Here is a 17,175-nt window from a genome sequence, read left to right as displayed (position 1 = left end):
GCGGGGTCCGGTGCCGGCCGAATCCGGGCGGGGTCCTTCCTGAGGGAGGCGCGGATGTTCGGACAGACCACCACAACCACACCACCATCCACCGATCGGGGTCTGGAGGACCTCGACGCGGCGGCGTTGGCGTACGCGGCACGGATCGCGGGAATGCCACCGGAACGCCGCCACGAGGCGCGGGACGACCTGGTGCGTTTCGCCCTGCCGTTCGCCGGCCGCCTGGCGCGCCGCTACCGGGGGCGCGGCGAGCCGCTGGAGGATCTGGAACAGGTGGCCCGGTTGGGTCTGGTCAATGCGGTTGACCGGTACGACCCGGAACGGGGCTCGTTCACCGCGTACGCCGCGATCACCATCGTGGGCGAGATCAAACGGCATTTCCGGGACCGCACCTGGGGTGTGCACGTGCCACGCCGGCTGCGTGACCTGATCCTGGAGGTCGGACAGGCGACCGCGGCGCTGACCAGCGAGCTGTCCCGGGCACCGACGGTCGCCGAGCTGTCGAAGCGGCTGGACACGCCGGAAGAGGAGATCCTCGCCGCGTTGGAGTCCGCCGCCGGCTACAGCCCGGCGTCGCTGAACGCGCCGGTGGGCGGGGAGAGTTCCGCCGAGTTCGGTGACCTGGTGGGGGAGTCGGACATCGCGCTGGAATCGGTCGACGACCGGGTCACGGTCAGCGGGCTGTTGCACCGTCTGCCCTGGCGGGAGCGGCGAATCCTGGCCATGCGGTTCTACGGCAACCAGACCCAGGCCGAGATCGCCGCCCGGTTCGGCATCTCCCAGATGCACGTGTCGCGGTTGCTGTCGCGGGCGTTGACCTGGCTGCGTCAGGCGATGCTCGCCGATGCGCCGCCACCGTGGCAGAACGGGGTCGCCGAGTCCGAGTCGACGACGGCGAACCAGACACGTCCCGCCTCCGCGCGGGCCCGCTGACCACACGGGACGCACGCGTTGACCATGGGGCACACGCGCTGACCACTGGACGCAGCCGGGGCGGCACCGATCGGTGCCGCCCCGGTCGTTCGTAGCCGGATCAGGTCGTACACCCGGATCAGTTCTCCGGGGTGTCGCCTCCGCTGCGCGGATGCCGCCACCGGTCGTCGTCGGTCTCCGAGCGACGCTCGGCGCCCAGCGGGTTGTCCTCCGGTTCGTCGGTGTCGTCGAAGCTGGGCCGGCGCACGTTCTGCGGGTCCGGCACCTCGACCGGTCGGGCCCCGGACTGAGGTGCCGGGTGGTAGGCGGTGGCCTCCGGCGCGCCGTGCGCTCCCTCGGCGCTCGGCGACTCGCGGTGGTGCTTCTCGCGGTGCAGTTCGTCGCGTAAACCCTGCGGGGGTTTCGTGGTCCGCTGCGGCAGGTCCCGACCCAGGTCGGAGACCAGTTCACCGTATTTGGCGTCGAACGCCGGGCGCTCGGAACGGATCCGGGGCATCCGGTCGAAGTTGCGCAGCGGTGGCGGGCAGGTGGTGGCCCATTCCAACGAGTTGCCGAAGCCCCACGGGTCGTCCACCGTGACCAGGGCACCGAATCGCCAGGACTTCCAGGCGTTCCAGATGAAGAACAGGGTGGAGGCGCCGAGCACGAAGGAGAAGATGCTGGAGATCGTGTTCAGCGTGGTGAAGCCGTCGCTGGGCAGATAGTCGGCGTACCGGCGGGGCATGCCCTCGTTGCCCAGCCAGTGCTGCACCAGGAAGGTGCCGTGGAAGCCGATGAACATGGTCCAGAAGTGCAGCTTGCCGAGCCGTTCGTCGAGCAGCCGCCCGGTCATCTTCGGCCACCAGAAATAGAAGCCGCCGAAGAGGGCGAACACCACAGTGCCGAACAGGACGTAGTGGAAGTGCGCCACCACGAAGTAGCTGTCGTGGGTGTGGAAGTCGGCCGGCGGGCTGGCCAGCAGTACGCCGGTGAGTCCACCCAGCAGGAAGGTCACCAGGAAGCCGATGGCGAACAGCATCGGCGTCTCGAAGGTGATCTGTCCTTTCCACATCGTGCCGATCCAGTTGAAGAACTTGACCCCGGTCGGTACGGCGATGAGGTAACTGAGGATGGCGAAGAACGGCAGCAGCACCTGGCCGGTGGTGAACATGTGGTGCGCCCACACCGTCATCGACAACACGGTGATCGCGGCGGTGGCGAGCACCAGACCGGTGTAGCCGAACAGCGGCTTGCGGGAGAAGACCGGGATGATCTCGGTGATGATGCCGAAGAACGGCAACGCGATGATGTAGACCTCGGGATGGCCGAAGAACCAGAAGAGGTGTTGCCACAGCATCGGCCCGGCGGTGGCGGGGCTGTAGACGTGCGCGTCGAGCAGTCGGTCGGCGCTCAACGCCAGCAGCGCGGCGGCCAGCAGCGGGAAGACCAGGATCACCAGCACGCTTGTGAACAGCATGTTCCAGGTGAAGATCGGCATCCGGAACATGGTCATGCCGGGCGCCCGCAGGGTCAGGATCGTGGTGATCAGGTTGACCGCGCCGAGGATGGTGCCCAGACCGGAGACGACCAGGCCGATCACCCACATGTTCGCCCCGACGCCGGGGGAGTGCTGGGCGGTGCTCAGCGGCGTGTACGCGGTCCAGCCGAAGTCGGCGCTGCCCTGCGGGGTGAGGAATCCACCGATGACCATCAGCCCGCCGAACAGGTACAGCCAGTAGGCCAGGGCGTTCAGCCGGGGAAAGGACACGTCCGGCGCGCCGATCTGGATCGGCACGATGTAGTTGCCGAACCCGAACGCCGCCGGGGTGGCGAACAGCAGCAGCATCACTGCGCCGTGCGAGGTGAACAACTGGTTGTACTGCTCGGGGGCGAGGAACTGCATGCCCGGCCGGGCCAGTTCCGCGCGGATCAGCATCGCCTCGATCCCGGCCACCACGAAGAAGCCGAACGAGGTCATCAGGTAGAGCAGGCCGATCTGTTTGTGATCGGTGGTGGCCAGGAACCGGAGCAGCTTGCTGCCAGGCAGCGACTTGTTCAGGGAGCCGGGATAGCCGCCGAACCGGGCCGGCGCGAGGATGGCCGGCCCCCGGTCCTGTCCGGTTTCGGTGGGTACCCGCTTGGGCATCAGTTCTCACCCCGCTGACGACGAAAAGGACGGGCGTAACTACCCGGCCTTCCGACCATGTAACCAGGCGACAGCGGTAATTTCGGTCAATTCGCCGGTAGTGTTGCCCAGACGGCCTTTCCGTCACCAGCCGGCGCGCTGCCCCACCGCGCGGCCAGTTCGCGCACCAGCAGCAGGCCCCGACCGCCCTCGTCGTGCTCACCGGGCCGGCCGGGCTCGGCCGCCGCGGGGCTGCCGTCCACCACGGCCAGGTGCAGCCACGGCCGGCGCAGCGTCACGGTCACCTGCATCGGGGTGCCGGCGTGCCGGACCACGTTGCCGACCAGCTCACTGAGCACCACCGAGGCCGGTTCGACCGCCGCCGGCAGGTCCCACCGCGCGCAGGCGTCGACCACCAGCTCCCGGGCGCGCCGGCAGGCCGCCGCGACCGGTTCGAGCCGGACCCGCATCCGAGCTACGGCCGAGGCGTCGGCCACCCGGGTCGCCTCGTCGCAGTCGTGGCGTACCGGCACCACCCGAGCGGCGGTGGAGGCGGCCAGCGACGTGGCCGGATCCGGATGCGGCGCGCAGATCACCATCGGCACCACCGGCCAGCCCTCGGCCCGGCGCGCCGCCGCGGTGAACACCGCCACGGCCAGTTGGTCGTGCACGGTCAGCCCGGTCAGGTCGACCACGAGCGCGTCGGGCTGGGTGGACAGGCAGCGCTCCAGCACGGCGTACACCTGGCGGGTGGTGGTCAGGTCGAGGCCGCCGGCGACGCGGACGACGGTGACCGGGGTCCCGTCATCCACATCGCAGGTGATCCGGCTCGTCATCTCCGCCCTCTTCCACCGGTGTCGAGAGCTGCCAACTACCCGGCGTCCGGCCGGCCGAAACAGCCGCGCTGCCGGCCGGTCAGGCCGCGGCGACCCGGCGGCGCGGCAGCCGGTGTCGCAGTTCGGCCAGCGGAGGGCGTTCCTCGACGGTCACGTCACTGACCACGATCTCCCGGTCGAGGTTCGGCAGCGCCTCGGAGCCACCCCGGCGGAACTGGGTCAGCAGGGCGCTGGGCAGCACATCGGGGCTGGCCCAGCCCCGGCGCTGCAACCGCGACCAGACGGTGAGCATGATCTGGGCGGACATCCGGCCCAGCGCCGCGGTGTCCTGGTGCCGGTGCTTGCGCTCGCCCAGGTCGACCTGGGCCAGCGCGTCCAGGCCGACGAGTTCGAGCAGATCGATAAGCATGGCGGTCTCGACGCCGTAGCCGGAGACGAACGGCACCTGCGCCAGCACCTCACGGCGACCCGCGTACTCACCGGCGAGCGGCTGGACGAAACCGGCCAGTTCCGGCCAGAACAGGTTGAGCATGGGACGGGCCATCAGCTCCGTCACCCGGCCCCCACCGTCGGCCTCCACCCCGGTCGTGCCGATCAGCGGCCGATGGTAGAAGCCCTTCACGAAGTCGACCGACGGGTCGGTGAGCAGTGGGCCGAGCAGCCCGGTGACGAAGTGCGGGCGGAACTCCCGCAGGTCGGCGTCGACGAAGGCCACCACGTCGCCCTCGGCGGCGGCCAGGCCGGCCCACAGCGCGTCGCCCTTGCCGGTCAGCTGCGGCAGCCCGTGGGTCATCGCATCCTGGCTGACCACCTCCGCGCCCGCGGCCCGGGCCACCTGCGCGGTCCGGTCGGTCGAACGGGAGTCCACCACGATCAACTCGTCCACCAGCGGGACCCGGTCCACCAGGTGCTCGCGGATGGTCGACACGATCGCCCCGACGGTGGCCTCCTCGTTGTGGGCCGGCAACACCACGCTGACCCGGCTGTCCCCCTTTGCCCGCAGCAGCCGTCGGGTCGGCCAGTCGGCGGCGGAGCTGGTCCGATAGGTGGCCCAGGCCTCGACCACCGGCGAGACCACAGATTCGGTGTTCCGCACAGGCACCCCCATCGCGCCGAAGACCGGGAGTGGGATTTCCCGGCACTCGGCTAGCTAACCGGATCGATCCCACCAGCTTGATCACGGCCCTGCGCCGGGCACGTTCCCGGTTGATGAACGTTTGATTGCGGTGCTGCCACCGCGAAGCTTCGGCCCTGTTCATCGAACCATCACGGCGGCCTCGGCAGCCGATCACGGCACCGGTCCGCGGTGCGGCGGGACGGCCCGGCGGACAGCGCGGAACGGAAGGCACGCCGGGGAGGGCGCGAAAGGGGCCGTCGGTCGCGTACCGTTGCCGCTCATGGGTGTGTCGCAACGGTTGAAGACCAGGTTCCGCCGGTTCCTCCAGCGCCCGGGAACCACGGTAGATCTGGCCCCGCTGGAGAAGCTGCTGCCGGCCATCGAGGCCCGCGAGGAGAAGGTTCAGGCCTTCGACGACGCGGAGCTGACCGAGGCGGCAGCCGTGGCATCGACCTACGAGGAGATCTGTGCGCTCGGCCGTGAGGCTGCCCGCCGCGGGCTCGACCAGCGGCCGTACGACGTGCAGCTGCTCGGCGCGATGTCGCTGCTGTCCGGCAAGGTCGCCGAGATGGCCACCGGTGAGGGCAAGACACTGACCGCGGCGATCGCCGCGTACGGGCACGTCCGGCTCGGCAACGGCCCGGTGCACGTGCTGACCGTCAACGACTACCTGGCCCGCCGCGACGCGCAGTGGATGGAGCCGGTGTACACCCTCCTCGGGCTCACCGTCGGCTGGGTCAACGAGGCGTCGACCCCGGCGGAGCGGCGGGCCGCGTACGCCTGCGACGTGACCTACGTGGCGGTCAGCGAGGCCGGTTTCGACTTCCTGCGCGACCAGCTCGTCACCGACGTGGCCGACCGGGTCCAGCCGGCGCTACGCACCGCGATCGTCGACGAGGCGGACTCGATCCTGATCGACGAGGCCCGGGTGCCGATGGTCCTCGCCGGCTCGGTCGCCAGCGAGCAGGACCCGGTGCACGCCGCCGCCGCGCTGGTGCGCGGCCTGCGCAAGGGCAAGCACTACACGGTGGCCGAGGACGGCCGCAGCGTGGCCTTCACCTCCGCCGGCCTGGCCGCCGTCGAGGCCAAGCTCGGCATCGACCTGTACGACGAGGAGAACGTCGAGCAGCTCTCCGCGGTGAACGTGGCGTTGCACGCGCACGCCCTGCTGCACCGCGACGTCGACTACATCGTCCGCGACGGCACCGTCGAGCTGATCGACGAGATGCGCGGCCGGGTGGCCCAGCGCCGCCGCTGGCCCGACGGGCTGCAGGCGGCGGTCGAGGCCAAGGAAGGTCTGGACGCCACCGCCGAAGGTGAGGTGCTGGGCACCATCGCTGTGCAGGCGTACATCGGTCTCTACCCGACCGTGTGCGGGATGACCGCCACCGCCGTGCTGGTCGGCGACCAGCTGCGGGAGTTCTTCGGGCTGGAGGTCGCGGTGATCCCGCCGAACACCCCGTGTGTGCGGGTGGACGAGCCGGACCGCATCTACGCCACCCGGGCGGAGAAGGACGAGGCGCTTGTCGACGAGATCCAGCGCTGCCACGCCGCCGGGCGGCCGGTCCTGGTCGGCACCCTGGACGTCAAGGAATCCGAGCAGCTGGCCGCCGGGCTCAACGCCGTCGGCGTGCCCTGCGTGGTGCTCAACGCCAAGAACGACGACGAGGAGGCGGCGATCATCGCCGAGGCCGGCGCGTACGGCGCGGTGACCGTCTCCACCCAGATGGCCGGCCGGGGCGTGGACATCCGGCTCGGCGGCAGCGAGCAGATCGACCGGGAGCGGGTCGCCGAACTCGGCGGCCTCTACGTGATCGGCAGCGGCCGGCACGACAGCCGCCGGGTCGACGACCAGCTGCGCGGGCGGGCCGGCCGACAGGGCGACCCGGGCGGGTCGGTCTTCTTCGTCAGCCTGGAGGACGACCTGGTCGCCCGGCACGCCGGTGACACCGTCCCGCCGTCGCCCCGGATGAACGCCGACGGTCTGGTCACCGACCCGCAGGTCGACTACGCGGTGGAGCACGCCCAGCGGGTCGCCGAGGGCGTCAACCACGAGATCCACCGCAACACCTGGCGCTACAGCGTGGTGATCGAACAGCAGCGCAAGGCGCTCGCCGAACGCCGGGAACGGCTGCTGACCAGCGACGTCGCGGCGCTGATGCTGCTGGACAAGATGCCGGAGAAGGCCGGCGAGATGGACGAGGACCTGCTCGCCCGGGTGGCCCGGTCGATCGCCCTCTACCACCTCGACCGCCTCTGGGCCGACCACCTGGCCGAGCTGTCGGAGGTCCGCGAGGGCGTACACCTGCGCGCCCTGGGCCGACTCGACCCGCTCGACGAGTTCCACCGGGCGGCGGTGCCCGCGTTCACCGACCTGGTCCCGGAGATCGAGGCGCGCACGCTGGCCACCTTCGCCGAGACCGAGTTCGACGAGGACTGGGAGCCGGACGCGGCGGAGCTGGTGCGGCCGAGCGCCACCTGGACGTACCTGGTGCACGACAACCCGTTCGGCTCCGAGCTGGACCGGCTGATCGCCTCGGTCGGCCGGCGGCTCAGCGGGGGCGGCGGGCGCTGACGCGTACCCACTGATCCGGTCGCGGCCCCTCCCAGCGGTACCCGTACCCTGGGAGGGGCCCCGCTTTGCACCGTTTCGACCGTTGTTGCAGCGGGTAGTAGGGCGGGTCGTCACGTCAGGGCTGCCGTCGGAGCTGCCCTCGTGTCCGGTCGTAGCGAGGAGGAGACCGTGAGGACGCTGGCCAGGCGTACGGGGGCTCGGGCTCGGTGAACCTGGAAACGAGTCCACCGCTGGCGGAGACCCTCGGCGTGTTGGAGACGGCGGCCCTGTTGCGCGAACTGACCGCCGGGTTGATCGCCCTGGACGACTTCGACGAGGCACTGTCCGCCCTGGTCCGGATCACCAGGGACGCCATCGCCGGGGTCAACTGGTGCGGGTTCACCGCCCTGCGGGCCGGTGAGCCGGCCGGAGTGGCCGCCTCCGACGCGCCGATGAGCGGGCTGGACGACCTGCGCTACGGCGCGGACACCCCGGCGATGGACGCGATCCGGCTGCGGGAGATGGTCCGCGCGGAGAACCTCGCCACCGAACGTCGCTGGCCGGACTGGACGGCCCGGGCCGGCGAGCTCGGTGTACTCGGGGTGATCTCCGCACCGGTCGACGTCGACGAGCAGGTGATCGGGGCGATCAACCTCTACGCCGGCCGACCCGACGCGCTGACCACCGGCCACCAACTCACCGCCATGCTCCTCGCCGAACACGCCGGCCTGCTGCTCGCCGCCGTACGGGACCGCCAGCGCCGCAGCGCGCAGGCCGACGCCCAGGACGTCGCGTTGCTCGGTGACGGCGTGATCGGCCAGGCCATCGGCGTGATCATGACGCAGCGCGGCTGCCCGCCGGAGGACGCCCTCGAGGTGCTGCGCAGCGCGGCATCGTCGTTGTCGATCCCGCTGCGCCAGGTGGCCGAGCGGCTGGTCAGCACCGTCTCCCGACCACGGGACAACTGAGCACCGCTCTCGTTTCGCCGCGGTGGCACCCGGGTAGCACCCTGGACTGGTGAGCTGATTCCAATCCAGGGGGACCGATGCAGAGCCGACTGCGGGTGCAGGGGCACCCCATTCAACCGATGCTTGTGACGTTCCCGTACGGGCTCTTCGTCTGTGCGACCATCTTCGACTTCGCCCAGGTGGTCGGCGGCCCCGCGCTGTTCGGCGAGGTCGGCTACTGGACGGTGGTGGCCGCCCTGGTGGCGGCGGGGCTGACCACGATGGCCGGGATGGTCGACCTGTGGGACGTGCCGCCGGACCGGACCCGTCGCACCGCGATCAGCTTCAACCTCGTCAACGCCGGGATGGCGGGGCTGTTCCTGCTCTCCTGCCTGGTACGGGCGGACGCGCCGAACCGGGGCGCCACCGCCGTACTGCTGGTCGTCGAGCTGCTCGCGCTGGCCGTCGGCGGTCTCGGTGTGGCGCTGGGCGCGCGCCTGATGCGCCACTACGAGCCCGGACGGGCTGAACCGACCAGCTTCGACGCCCTCCGCGGCACCGGCACCCCGCGCAGCGCTGTCGCGCCGCGTGGTGCGGCCGTCCTGGGTGGCGTAGACGCCCGGACCGTCGAGATCGTCCGCCCCCGTCCGTAGCGGGCTCGGCCCGGGTCCTCAGGGGAAATGGCGTTGCCACGGTCGAGGCAGGTCGGACACGCTGAGCCCGTGTCAGGGGAAGCGAGCTTCGACGAGTTGGTCGCCGACGGTGCCGCCGCGCCGGTCGAGGGCTGGGCCTTCGACCGGCTCGCCGGGCGGGCCACCGAGGAGCGTCCACCCTGGGGGTACGCCCGCCTGATGGCGGCGCGGATGGCGACCGTCGACGCGGCGCTGGACATCGACACCGGCGGGGGAGAGGTGCTCGCCGAGGTGCCGCACCCGCCCCGGCTGCTGGTGGCGACCGAGGCGTGGCCGCCCAACGTGCCGGTGGCCCGGGCCAGGCTCCGCCCGATCGGGGCGACCGTGGTCGCGGTGAGCCCCGACGCCCCGCTGCCGTTGCGCAGCGCCACCTTCGACCTGGTGGTCAGCCGGCATCCGGTGCGCACCGACTGGCCCGAGGTGGCACGGGTACTGCGGCCCGGTGGCACGTTCCTGTCGCAGCAGATCGGGCCGGGCACCGTCCGTGAACTCAGTGAGGCGATCCTCGGGCCGCTGCCGCCACCGGCCCACCGGCACCCGGAGCAGGCGGTCGCCGCCGCCGAAGCGGCCGGGCTGACCGTCGTCGACCTGCGTACGGCCACCCTGCGCACCGTGTTCCACGACGTCGGCGCCGTGGTGTGGTTCCTGCGCAAGGTGGTCTGGACGGTGCCCGGCTTCACGGTTGCGGCGCACCGGCCGGCGCTGGCTCGCCTGCACGAGCGCATCCGCACCGAAGGCCCGTTCGTCGCCCACGCCCAGCGCTTCCTCATCGAGGCCCGCCGTTAGCCCGGCCCCGATCTGCGGGGTTCGATCCACGCGCGGAGTCGCCCGGTACCGATGGGCGGGGTCGATCTGGGCTCGGTGTCAGCCGGCGCTGACGGGCGGGTCGACAGGCCTTGGTGTCAGCCCGGCACCAGGGCCGGTCGCACTGGCGCGGGCGTCGGTCAGGCGGGACGCAGCAGGGTGAGCATCTCCGACAGGTCGAAGAACTGGGCGGTCTCCACCGCGGACGGGTTGCCGTGGTCGGGGTCCGCGCCGGCGGTGAGCAGGGCGCGTACCGCGTCACCGCTGCTGCGGAACACCGCCGCCGCCAAGGCGGTCTGGCCCCGGTCGTTGGTCCTGGTGTGGTCGGCGCCCCGATCGAGCAGCGCGGCCACCGTCGCCGGGTGGGCGTGGTACGCCGCCAGGATCAGGAGCGTGTCGCCCTTCTCGTTGGTCAGGTTGACCGGCAGCCCCGCATCGACGTACCCGGCCAGTTCGGTGGTCGCACCGTCGCGCGCCAGGTCGAACATCCGGTGCGCGAACTCCAGGGTCTCGGCGTCGAGTTCCTCACTCACCGGCTCAGGCTAGTCGGCGTCGCCACGCCGCTCATCCCGACCGGTCCGACAGCCCTGCCCCGGCACTCCTACCTGGGGCGTCGAGTCGATCGCCCTCGCCCCGGTGCTCGGGCCCTGGCCGCCCGTCACGCCACGAGGTGTCGAATGGGCGTCCAGGGTCGCCCGTAGGCGCAAGATCGCGCTCGAGATCGTATTGAGTGGCTGGGTCGCGCCACCGAGCCACTCGATCCGGGATCGAGCGCGATCATGAGGAAGATGTCCCAGCATGTGAGATTACCTACTAACCCTATAGGGTTTACCGCCTAGTCTGGGTGGAGACCACAGCCGTTGAAACTCGTGAGGAAGCCATGCCTGCTCTGCCTGTCTCCGAGCGGTCGGACCTGCTCGCCGTCGCCCGGCGCTGGGCCGGCGACCCCGGGAGTTGGCCGGTGCCGCTGCGCTTCGACCCGGCCAGCCGGTGGTACGCCCGGCTCGCCGCGGACGACGACCACGAGGTGTGGGCGTTGAGTTGGCTGCCCGGTCAGGGCACCGATCTGCACGACCACGGGGGCTCGTCCGGTGCCTTTCTGGTCTGCTCGGGGGTGCTCACCGAGGAGACGGTCAGCGGCGGGCGGCTGCGTCCGCATCTGCTCGACGCCGGCTCCGGCCGCCGCTTCGGCCCCCGGCACGTGCACGTGGTGACCAACCGGCACGCCGAACCGGCGGTCAGCGTGCACGTCTACCGTCCGGCCCTGCGTCGGATGACCCGCTACCACCTCGACGGGGGTCGGCTGAGGGCCGCCGAGGTGGCCGAGGCCGGCGTGGCATGGTGAACCCCCCTGGCACCAGCCGACACACCTGGAAGGAACGATGATGCCGCAGACCGACCCCGCCGCCCACTGTCAGGTACCGCCGCCGGGCTCCCGGGGGATCGACGAGATCCTCTCCGCCGCCCGGGCCCGGTTGGACCGCCTCGACCCGGAGCAGGCACATCTGGCGTACCGGGCGGGGGCGCTGCTGGTCGACATCCGGCCGGCCGCGCAACGGGCCGCGCACGGGACGGTGCCCGGCGCCCTCGCCGTCGAGCGCAACGTGCTCGAGTGGCGCTTCGATCCGCGTTGCCCGGCCCGGTTGCCGCAGGCGGTCGGTTACGACCTGCCCGTGGTGGTGCTCTGTCAGGAGGGCTACACCTCGTCCCTGGCCGCCGCGTCGTTGCAGGATCTCGGCCTGTTCCGGGCCACCGACGTGATCGGTGGCTTCGCCGCCTGGCGGATCGCCGGCCTGCCGGTGCTGGGTCCCACCCCACCGATCCGCCCGTCCACTCCCGCGCCCCCGGCGACCGCCGGTCGGGTGTCCCACTGATCAGCCACGCCCACCCGGCGTGGCGGAGTCCCCCAGGAGGCCGCCGTGTCCGTCGTCGCCATCAGCCCGCGCCAACACCCGTCCGGCCGTACCAGCCGCAGCCGCCTCGTCCGTCGGCGCGCCAACCCGACCCTGACCATCACCGTCGACCTTGCCGCCGCAGCGGCGAGCCCGCGACTGAACCGGTTGCTGGAACTGCTCGGCGAACTGGCCGCCTCGGGCGAGGGGAGGCTGTCGCGCGACGACGCCGATCACCCGCCGATCGCGGCTGACCCGAGCGTCATCCGTATCCTCACCGGACCCCGCAGCGTCCAGCAGGGCGATCGGGTGGTCCCGCTGACCCGGATCGAGTACGACCTGCTGTTGTTCATGGCCGAGCGGCCCCGGCGGGTCTTCACCCGGATCCAGTTGCTCAACCAGGTCTGGGGTTACGACCACGCGGTGGCGCGTACCGTCGACGTGCACGTCCGTCGGTTGCGCGCCAAGCTCGGTGTCGACACGCCGTTGCTGACCACCGTCCACGGCGTCGGCTACCGCCTGGCCGACGAGGCCCGGGTGAGCGTCGAACGCTGATCTCCGGCGCCGGGGGCTGTGCCACGCCGTCCCGCACGAAAGGTGAACTCCGGTGTCGACCCCCCGTATCGGGTCAAGTTGGCGACTCTGCTGTAATCATCTGGCCTCGTACGCAGAGCGAGCATCCGGCTCCGAAGTGTCGGTCAATTGTCACATTCACACAACGCAGCCGCCCCTTGACCCGCACACCGGCGCCGGGAAGCATCGATAGAGCGGCGTCCCGGGGCCGTGGGGAAAACCCGGACCAGCCTAGGAGGACCATGTCGGTCAGCCCCGCTTCGTCGCGCGCCGGATGGCATACGTCCCAACCAGCGGTCCCCGGTCGGCCACCGGGCGGCCAACGCCGTCCGACCAGCACAGCCGCCCCGGTCATCACCGTCACCCTGTCGATTCCGCTGGCCAGTGAGGAGTCTCTGACACCGGCCGCGCGTCAGCTGCTGGAAGCGGCCCGGGAGCTGCTGGAGCACGGCGAGGGCACGATCATCAGCGGTGGCCCGGTGGTGCCCGAGCGGCGCACCGAGGTCGTGCCGGCGGGGCGGACGCCGGCACGGCCGCTCGCGCCGACCATCCCCAGCCTGCACATTCTGGCCTCCTCACGGTCGGTGCTGCGCGACGGCGAGCCACTGCCGCTGACCCGGCTCGAATTCGACCTGCTGCTGCATCTGGTGGTGCATCCGCGCCGGGTGTTCACCCGGCTCCAGCTGCTCAACGCGGTCTGGGGTTACGAACACGCGGGGGTGCGTACGGTCGACGTGCACGTGCGCCGGCTGCGCGGCAAGGTCGGGGTGGACGTACCCCTGGTCACCACGGTCTACGGCGTCGGCTACCGGCTGGCCGACGAGGCCCGGGTCACCCTCGACCAGACCGGCTGAGCGCTCGCGTCGGGCGGTCGGCGGCGGTGACGGTCGGGCGCCGGGCACGATGGTCGGATGCGTGTGCGTCCCATCTCACCGCAGCGACTGGTCACCGAGCTGGCGCAGCGACTCGCCGACACCAGGTCGGCCGGGCGGCTGCGGGTCGCTGTGGACGGTCCCGCCGCCGCCCACCCCGACGAGTTGGCCGCCGCCCTGGTCGACCCGCTGCGGGCGTACGGCCGACCGGCCCGGCACATCCGCTCCGACGACTTCCTGCGCCCGGCGTCCGTACGCCTGGAACGTGGCCGGACCAACCCGGACGCCTACTACGAAGGCTGGGTCGACGAGGCCGGACTGCGTCGGGAGGTGCTCGACCCGGCGGGGCCGGCGGGTGACGGGCGGATCCTGCCCTCGCTCTGGGACGCTCGGACCGACCGGGCCAGCCGGGCGGCGTACGTCGAGGTGCCGCCCGGCGGGGTGGTCCTGATCAGTGGCGCCTTCCTGCTCGGCGGAGGACTGCCCTTCGACGTCACCGTGCATCTGGAGATGTCCGCCGCCGCGCTGAGTCGGCGTACCGCTGCCGAACTGGCCTGGACCCTGCCCGCGTACGCCCGGTACGCCGAGGAGGTCGCACCGGCCACCTTCGCCGATCTGGTGGTCCGGGTGGACGACCCGCGTCACCCGGCGATCGTGGAATCCGCCGACGACCCGGTTTGATCCCCGGGGTGCGGGGGTAATCGCGGGGCTCACAGCGCCCGGGTGATCACCCGCCTGGGCGGTATGACCGGGTGGGGTGGTCCCACCCGTGATGACGATGATGCCCAGGAAGGCAGGCAGCCATGCTCGTCCACGACACGGTCGGCACGGGCCGATCCCAGGCGGAGATCGACCAGATTCGACTCTCCCTTCAGGCCCGCTACGCCGAACTGTCCGAGGAGTACGAGCAGGCCGTGCAGCAGAGCCAGGTGCTCCGGCTGGTCGAGGTCGGCGACACCGCGGGCGACGACCAGGCCGACAGCGGCACCAAGACCGCCGAGCGGGACACCGCGCAGTCGCTGCTGCGCACCATCCTGGACCGGCGGGCGCAGTTCGAGCATGCGCTGACCCGGCTCGACGAGGGCACCTACGGCTTCTGCGAGGGCTGCTCGGCTCCCATTCCGGTGGAACGGCTGGAGATCTTCCCGTCGGCGACCACCTGTGTGGCGTGCAAGCAGACCCGGGAGCGTCGGGCCGCTTGAGCCACAGCTTGCCGGTCGGTCCGGGACGCGGTGCACTTCACCCATGGGCGAGATCAGAGTGGGTACCGCCTCCTGGACCGACCGTACGCTGCTCGACTCGGGGTGGTACCCGCAGACGGCGGACACGCCGGAGAAGCGGCTGGCCTACTACGCCCGGCAGTTCCCGCTTGTCGAGGTCGACGCCACCTACTACTCGCCGCCGGCCGAACGTACCGCCCGGCTCTGGGCCGAACGCACCCCGCCCGGCTTCACCTTCAACATCAAGGCGTTCAGCCTGCTCACCGGCCACCCGACCAAGGTCAGCGCGATCTACAAGGATCTGCGGCCGGCCACCGACAAACGCAACCTCTACCCGGACGACCTGCCGCCGCAGGCGTACGAGGAGGTCTGGACCCGCTTCCTCAGCGCCCTGGACCCGCTGGTCGAGACGGGCAAGCTCGGCGCGCTGCTGTTCCAGTTCCCGCCCTGGTTCACCATTCGCCGGAACAACAAGCAGTACCTGCTGGAGGTGACCCGGCGCTGTGCGCCGCTGCGTCCGGTCTTCGAGTTCCGGCACGCCTCCTGGTTCGACGGGGACAACGCCACCGAGACCCTCGACTTCCTGCGCGAGCACCAGTTGGCGTACGTCGGCGTGGACATGCCGCAGGGGCACCGCTCGTCCGTACCGCCGGTGCTGGCGGCCACCTCGGATCTCGCGGTGGTCCGCTTCCACGGCCACAGCGACAAGTGGACCAGTCGGGACATTCACGAGAAGTTCGGCTACCGCTACTCCAAGCGTGAACTGGCCGACTGGGCGCCCAGACTGCGCGAACTGGCCGACCAGACGCAGCAGACCCACGTCCTGATGAACAACTGTTACCGGGACTACGCCCAGGTCAACGCCCAGCAACTCCAGGCGCTGCTGACCGAGTCCGACTGAACCGTCCGCGCCGGCGCTGTCATCTCGTCCGCACAGGGTGAGGATGGGTCACCTTCGACCGGCGGAAGGTGGTGGTAGCGGAGATCGTCCGCGTGAGACGACCGGAGGTGAATGGCGATGACGGTGGTACCGCATCGACGGCGCGACGCCGTCCTGCGCGTCGTCGGGGACCGCGACCAGGCTCGGCGGGCACCACGCTTCGGGCGGGCCAGCCCGATCCGGCCACGGCCCGGTCCGGTAGGTCCGCCGCGACGTCACGACGATCGACGCTGGGAGACCGACCTACGGGGGTGGACAGATGGCTGAGCAGTTCCAGTCGGCAATTGAGTCCTCGGTGGACAAGACCAACCTGATCCTCAAGGACATCGAGCAGGCGTACGGCTGGCCGAAGGCACAGCGCAACCAGTCGTACGCGGCGCTGCGCACCGTGCTGCACCTGCTGCGCGACCGGATGCCGGTGCAGGAGAGCGTGGAGTTCTCCGCACAACTGCCGATGCTGGTGCGGGGCATCTACTTCGACGGCTGGCAGCCGGAGAACGTACCGATCAAGCTCAACCGGGACGACTTCCTCTACGAGGTCCGGCAGGGCTTCCCCTACGACGCGGAGGGCGGCCCGCAGCGGGTGGTCCAGGTGGTGCTGGAAACCCTGCGTCGGCACATCACCCAGGGCGAATGGGACGACGTGCGGGCCACGATGCCCGACGACCTCGTCCAGATCATGCCCTGACCGTCGCGGGTTCGCGGCGCGCCGTCCGGCTCATCCGGACGGCGCGCCCGGGCGTCCGCAGCTACCCGACCGATCGGTCGGGTAGCTGCGGCCCCGCCAGTCCCGGCACTGCCAGCCCGAGGTGGGGCCGGCCCTACCAGAGGTCGAAGTGGAACACCTCGAACGAGGTGCCGTAGCGCACGCCCAGCCGGGTGCCGACCAGGCGGGCACCGCCCTCCAGGAACTCCTGCGCGTCGAAGCTGCCGTCACCCAGCCCGGTCAGGTACGCCTCGTGCGCCAGCAACGACGCCACGCCCTTGTCGAACGTCTCGGTGGTGTCGACCCCATGCTTCGATCGGGGCGAGGAAGCCGCCCAGACCTGGCGTACGCCGTTCCACGGCTCGACGCCGTCGATCAGTTGCTCCGGGAAGATCCACCGGTTGCCGGCGTCGCGGACCGCGTCCAGGGTGGCCCGCCCGACCGCGATGTGGTCGGCCTGGTTGAGGGTGAGCCCGCCGTCCCAGGTCTCCCGGAAGTTGTTGGTGATCACGATGTCCGGACGGTGTCGACGGACGACCGCGGCCAACTCCCGGCGCAGGGCCACGCCGTACTCCAGAATCCCGTCGGGCAGGCCCAGGAAGTCGACCGTGTCCACGCCGACCAGCGCGGCGGAGTCGCGTTGCTCCTGCTCGCGTACCTGTCGGGCGCGTGCCGGTGGCATCCCGTCGATGCCCGCCTCGCCGCTGGTGACCAGACAGTAGACCACCTGTTTGCCCTGTCCGGTCCAGCGCGCGACGGCGGCTGCGGCACCGAATTCGAGGTCGTCGGGATGAGCCACGATCGCCAGGGCGCGCTGCCAGTCCTCGGTCACCGGCTCCAGCGGTTCCAGTGCTTCGGTCATCGCCACCTCCGTTTTGATCGGCTCGGTCCCATCTTGTCACCGGGTCAGGCCCGCAGCAGCCCAGCGGCCTGGTGGCGGGAGCCCACCGGGGTGGCATCGCCCGGTAGTGCCGAGCGCGGCGAA

General features: G+C 71.1%; 18 protein-coding genes. 13 read left to right on the top strand and 5 right to left on the bottom strand.

The features are described 5' to 3' along the window. The first annotated feature begins 54 nt into the window (after nucleotides 1–54). Nucleotides 55–933: a SigB/SigF/SigG family RNA polymerase sigma factor gene (locus tag VAB18032_RS18390; protein WP_013734388.1), complete on the top strand. Its 879-nt coding sequence runs from the start codon at nucleotides 55–57 to the stop codon at nucleotides 931–933. A 118-nt stretch (nucleotides 934–1,051) separates the two neighbouring features. Here VAB18032_RS18390 and ctaD read toward each other — a convergent pair whose 3' ends face one another. The 3 genes from ctaD to VAB18032_RS18375 all read right to left on the bottom strand — a co-directional run bounded on the left by ctaD (nucleotide 1,052) and on the right by VAB18032_RS18375 (nucleotide 4,981). Then, nucleotides 1,052–3,058 (bottom strand): aa3-type cytochrome oxidase subunit I, encoded by a 2,007-nt coding sequence (ctaD, locus tag VAB18032_RS18385; RefSeq protein ID WP_013734387.1) that lies wholly within the window; start codon nucleotides 3,056–3,058, stop codon nucleotides 1,052–1,054. Nucleotides 3,059–3,144: 86 nt separating this feature from the next. Further along, the gene (locus tag VAB18032_RS18380; RefSeq protein WP_013734386.1) at nucleotides 3,145–3,873 is read right to left on the bottom strand and encodes an ATP-binding protein; all 729 of its coding nucleotides are present in this window, start codon (nucleotides 3,871–3,873) and stop codon (nucleotides 3,145–3,147) included. A 79-nt stretch (nucleotides 3,874–3,952) separates the two neighbouring features. Beyond that, the gene (locus tag VAB18032_RS18375; RefSeq protein ID WP_193386261.1) at nucleotides 3,953–4,981 is read right to left on the bottom strand and encodes a glucosyl-3-phosphoglycerate synthase; all 1,029 of its coding nucleotides are present in this window, start codon (nucleotides 4,979–4,981) and stop codon (nucleotides 3,953–3,955) included. 289 nt (nucleotides 4,982–5,270) lie between these two features. On the opposite strand from VAB18032_RS18375, the gene secA2 reads away from it, so the two are divergent. From secA2 to VAB18032_RS18355, 4 genes are all read left to right on the top strand, one after another. Then, on the top strand, nucleotides 5,271–7,565 hold the full coding sequence (secA2, locus tag VAB18032_RS18370) for an accessory Sec system translocase SecA2 (RefSeq protein WP_013734384.1): 2,295 nt from the start codon (nucleotides 5,271–5,273) through the stop codon (nucleotides 7,563–7,565). Between the two features lie 206 nt (nucleotides 7,566–7,771). Next, the gene (locus VAB18032_RS18365; protein ID WP_013734383.1) at nucleotides 7,772–8,512 is read left to right on the top strand and encodes a GAF and ANTAR domain-containing protein; all 741 of its coding nucleotides are present in this window, start codon (nucleotides 7,772–7,774) and stop codon (nucleotides 8,510–8,512) included. Nucleotides 8,513–8,589: 77 nt separating this feature from the next. Next, nucleotides 8,590–9,144, top strand: coding sequence for a DUF2231 domain-containing protein (locus VAB18032_RS18360; RefSeq protein ID WP_013734382.1), 555 nt, complete (start codon nucleotides 8,590–8,592; stop codon nucleotides 9,142–9,144). A 69-nt stretch (nucleotides 9,145–9,213) separates the two neighbouring features. Beyond that, nucleotides 9,214–9,969, top strand: a complete 756-nt coding sequence (locus VAB18032_RS18355) for a class I SAM-dependent methyltransferase (protein ID WP_013734381.1) — start codon at nucleotides 9,214–9,216, stop codon at nucleotides 9,967–9,969. A 158-nt stretch (nucleotides 9,970–10,127) separates the two neighbouring features. Here VAB18032_RS18355 and VAB18032_RS18350 read toward each other — a convergent pair whose 3' ends face one another. Beyond that, on the bottom strand, nucleotides 10,128–10,520 hold the full coding sequence (locus VAB18032_RS18350; RefSeq protein ID WP_013734380.1) for an ankyrin repeat domain-containing protein: 393 nt from the start codon (nucleotides 10,518–10,520) through the stop codon (nucleotides 10,128–10,130). Nucleotides 10,521–10,867: 347 nt separating this feature from the next. Here VAB18032_RS18350 and VAB18032_RS18345 point away from each other — a divergent pair, with 347 nt between their 5' ends. From VAB18032_RS18345 to VAB18032_RS18310, 8 genes are all read left to right on the top strand, one after another. Continuing rightward, nucleotides 10,868–11,332, top strand: a complete 465-nt coding sequence (locus VAB18032_RS18345) for a cysteine dioxygenase (RefSeq protein WP_013734379.1) — start codon at nucleotides 10,868–10,870, stop codon at nucleotides 11,330–11,332. 37 nt (nucleotides 11,333–11,369) lie between these two features. Further along, nucleotides 11,370–11,861 (top strand): rhodanese-like domain-containing protein, encoded by a 492-nt coding sequence (locus VAB18032_RS18340; protein ID WP_013734378.1) that lies wholly within the window; start codon nucleotides 11,370–11,372, stop codon nucleotides 11,859–11,861. A gap of 45 nt (nucleotides 11,862–11,906) precedes the next feature. Then, nucleotides 11,907–12,434, top strand: a complete 528-nt coding sequence (locus VAB18032_RS18335; protein WP_013734377.1) for a winged helix-turn-helix domain-containing protein — start codon at nucleotides 11,907–11,909, stop codon at nucleotides 12,432–12,434. 260 nt (nucleotides 12,435–12,694) lie between these two features. Then, nucleotides 12,695–13,306 (top strand): winged helix-turn-helix domain-containing protein, encoded by a 612-nt coding sequence (locus VAB18032_RS18330; protein WP_013734376.1) that lies wholly within the window; start codon nucleotides 12,695–12,697, stop codon nucleotides 13,304–13,306. Between the two features lie 57 nt (nucleotides 13,307–13,363). Next, entirely contained in the window at nucleotides 13,364–14,005 is a 642-nt protein-coding gene (locus VAB18032_RS18325; RefSeq protein ID WP_013734375.1) for a nucleoside/nucleotide kinase family protein, read from the top strand. 122 nt (nucleotides 14,006–14,127) lie between these two features. Further along, the gene (locus tag VAB18032_RS18320) at nucleotides 14,128–14,526 is read left to right on the top strand and encodes a TraR/DksA family transcriptional regulator (protein WP_013734374.1); all 399 of its coding nucleotides are present in this window, start codon (nucleotides 14,128–14,130) and stop codon (nucleotides 14,524–14,526) included. Between the two features lie 43 nt (nucleotides 14,527–14,569). Then, nucleotides 14,570–15,445, top strand: coding sequence for a DUF72 domain-containing protein (locus VAB18032_RS18315; protein ID WP_043721204.1), 876 nt, complete (start codon nucleotides 14,570–14,572; stop codon nucleotides 15,443–15,445). A 298-nt stretch (nucleotides 15,446–15,743) separates the two neighbouring features. After that, nucleotides 15,744–16,172 (top strand): DUF2267 domain-containing protein, encoded by a 429-nt coding sequence (locus VAB18032_RS18310; protein ID WP_013734372.1) that lies wholly within the window; start codon nucleotides 15,744–15,746, stop codon nucleotides 16,170–16,172. Between the two features lie 133 nt (nucleotides 16,173–16,305). Here VAB18032_RS18310 and VAB18032_RS18305 read toward each other — a convergent pair whose 3' ends face one another. Continuing rightward, nucleotides 16,306–17,052 carry a PIG-L deacetylase family protein gene (locus VAB18032_RS18305; RefSeq protein ID WP_013734371.1) on the bottom strand — a complete coding sequence of 249 codons (747 nt, stop codon included), beginning with the start codon at nucleotides 17,050–17,052 and terminating at the stop codon, nucleotides 16,306–16,308. Nucleotides 17,053–17,175: the final 123 nt, after the last annotated feature.

Source organism: Micromonospora maris AB-18-032, assembly GCF_000204155.1.
GTDB classification, from domain to species: Bacteria; Actinomycetota; Actinomycetes; order Mycobacteriales; family Micromonosporaceae; genus Micromonospora; species Micromonospora gifhornensis.
The sequence above is the reverse complement of the archived record's forward strand: the minus strand, read 5'-3'. Positions and strand labels throughout refer to the sequence as shown.

Coding starts and splice junctions, on each gene's coding strand:
- VAB18032_RS18340 (WP_013734378.1), top strand. CDS start 11,370: ATGATGCCGCAGACCGACCCCGCCGCCCACTGTCAGGTACCGCCGCCG.
- VAB18032_RS18315 (WP_043721204.1), top strand. CDS start 14,570: ATGGGCGAGATCAGAGTGGGTACCGCCTCCTGGACCGACCGTACGCTG.
- VAB18032_RS18380 (WP_013734386.1), bottom strand. CDS start 3,873: ATGACGAGCCGGATCACCTGCGATGTGGATGACGGGACCCCGGTCACC.
- ctaD (WP_013734387.1), bottom strand. CDS start 3,058: ATGCCCAAGCGGGTACCCACCGAAACCGGACAGGACCGGGGGCCGGCC.
- VAB18032_RS18330 (WP_013734376.1), top strand. CDS start 12,695: ATGTCGGTCAGCCCCGCTTCGTCGCGCGCCGGATGGCATACGTCCCAA.
- VAB18032_RS18360 (WP_013734382.1), top strand. CDS start 8,590: ATGCAGAGCCGACTGCGGGTGCAGGGGCACCCCATTCAACCGATGCTT.
- VAB18032_RS18345 (WP_013734379.1), top strand. CDS start 10,868: ATGCCTGCTCTGCCTGTCTCCGAGCGGTCGGACCTGCTCGCCGTCGCC.
- secA2 (WP_013734384.1), top strand. CDS start 5,271: ATGGGTGTGTCGCAACGGTTGAAGACCAGGTTCCGCCGGTTCCTCCAG.
- VAB18032_RS18305 (WP_013734371.1), bottom strand. CDS start 17,052: ATGACCGAAGCACTGGAACCGCTGGAGCCGGTGACCGAGGACTGGCAG.
- VAB18032_RS18375 (WP_193386261.1), bottom strand. CDS start 4,981: ATGGGGGTGCCTGTGCGGAACACCGAATCTGTGGTCTCGCCGGTGGTC.
- VAB18032_RS18390 (WP_013734388.1), top strand. CDS start 55: ATGTTCGGACAGACCACCACAACCACACCACCATCCACCGATCGGGGT.
- VAB18032_RS18325 (WP_013734375.1), top strand. CDS start 13,364: ATGCGTGTGCGTCCCATCTCACCGCAGCGACTGGTCACCGAGCTGGCG.
- VAB18032_RS18310 (WP_013734372.1), top strand. CDS start 15,744: ATGGCTGAGCAGTTCCAGTCGGCAATTGAGTCCTCGGTGGACAAGACC.
- VAB18032_RS18320 (WP_013734374.1), top strand. CDS start 14,128: ATGCTCGTCCACGACACGGTCGGCACGGGCCGATCCCAGGCGGAGATC.